Below are 1,327 nucleotides of genomic sequence, written 5' to 3' on the forward strand. Positions count from 1 at the left end.
CAGCGCGGCGCGGTCGGCGAAGCGGCGGTAGAAGCCGCCCTTGGTGACGCCGAGGCTCTTGGCGAGCACCTCGACCCTGACGCCCTCGACCCCCGAGCGGGCGAGCTCGGCAAACCCCGCCTCGACCCAGACATCGCCCTTGCCGTCGCTCATGAAGGAAGCCTCGCAGATTCTTGATACGGTGCCGTATTGCTAGCGCGACGGAGCCCTGATACGCTACCGTATCAAGAAGCCGCCAAAGGCGGAACAGGGCAGGAGGAATTGCGATGGAGCAGGAGGCGACCTATCGCGGCACGGTCTATCCGTGGCAATGCGATCATGTCGGCCACATGAACATCATGTGGTATGTCGGCAAGTTCGACGAGGCCAATTGGAATTTGTTCGCCCGCCTTGGGTTGACGCCGAGCTACTTGCGCAGTTCCGGCCGCGGCATGGCGGCGGTGCAGCAGAACATCACCTATAGGCGCGAGCTCCTCGCCGGCGACATCGTCGAGATCCGCAGTCACCTGCTTGAGATCAGCGACAAGTCGATCCGGTTCCGGCACGAGATGAGGAATGCCGAGACCGGCGAAATCGCCGCGACTTGCGAGATTACCGGCGTGCAGATGGATCGTGCGCTGCGGAAGTCGGCGCCGTTCGCGGATGCCATCCGCCAAACCGCCTTGAGGCATCTTGCCGAACCGGCCGAGGTCTGAGCCATGGCGGCGTTCGAGCCTAAAAATCCGGGCTATCGCGCGGCTGCCATTGCCTTGTTCGACGGTCAGCCGGCGATGCGCACGCTCGGCATCGTGATCGTCCGCCTTTCGCCGGGCGAGGTCGAATTGGCAATGCTGCATTCGCCGGCCTTCACGCAACAGAACGGTTTTGTCCATGCCGGCATCATCACGGCAGGCCTGGACAATGCCTGCGGTGTCGCCGCCTTCACTCTGATGCCACCCGAGGCCGACATCCTCACCGTCGAGTTCAAAACCACGCTGCTTGCACCCGCCCGCGGCGAACGCTTCGTCTTCAAGGCCGAGGTGGTGAAGCCCGGCCGCACGCTGACCTTCTGCGAGGCCAGAGCCTTTGCCGAGCACGAAGGCAAGATCACACCTATCGCCACCATGACCGGGACGCTGATGGCGATGCTACCCCGCGCCCGGCACGCGATGACTTTACGCCCGCAACGCTCTATATGAGCGTAACAATTCCCGGTCCCGAACCGTATTCGCGGAGATGGGACCGAAACGGGACGAGATATGGCTGGATTTGAGAATAAAGGCCTGGTGCCGACGCGGCGCGCGGCGCTGACGCTGATCGGGGCGGGCGCCCTCGCGGCGGGTCGCAT

Annotated in this window: 3 protein-coding genes; 2 read left to right on the plus strand and 1 reads right to left on the minus strand. The window is 63.8% G+C overall.

What is annotated here, in order from left to right; translation table 11 throughout:
- Positions 1-153 (minus strand): TetR/AcrR family transcriptional regulator (locus MOV75_RS42505; RefSeq protein WP_258719607.1); only part of this gene is annotated, 153 nt, incomplete at its 3' end.
- Positions 154-266: 113 nt separating this feature from the next.
- On the opposite strand from MOV75_RS42505, the gene MOV75_RS38425 reads away from it, so the two are divergent.
- Positions 267-695, plus strand: a complete 429-nt coding sequence (locus MOV75_RS38425; protein ID WP_246930267.1) for a thioesterase family protein — start codon at positions 267-269, stop codon at positions 693-695.
- A 3-nt stretch (positions 696-698) separates the two neighbouring features.
- Positions 699-1,178 carry a PaaI family thioesterase gene (locus MOV75_RS38430; RefSeq protein ID WP_246930265.1) on the plus strand — a complete coding sequence of 160 codons (480 nt, stop codon included), beginning with the start codon at positions 699-701 and terminating at the stop codon, positions 1,176-1,178.
- Positions 1,179-1,327: the final 149 nt, after the last annotated feature.

It is taken from the genome of Bradyrhizobium sp. PRIMUS42 (genome assembly GCF_023006515.1).
Classification (GTDB): Bacteria; Pseudomonadota; Alphaproteobacteria; order Rhizobiales; family Xanthobacteraceae; genus Bradyrhizobium.

What these genes read in the sequence shown, in the direction of transcription:
- MOV75_RS38430 (WP_246930265.1), top strand. Translation starts at nt 699, where the DNA reads ATGGCGGCGTTCGAGCCTAAAAATCCGGGCTATCGCGCGGCTGCCATT.
- MOV75_RS38425 (WP_246930267.1), top strand. Translation starts at nt 267, where the DNA reads ATGGAGCAGGAGGCGACCTATCGCGGCACGGTCTATCCGTGGCAATGC.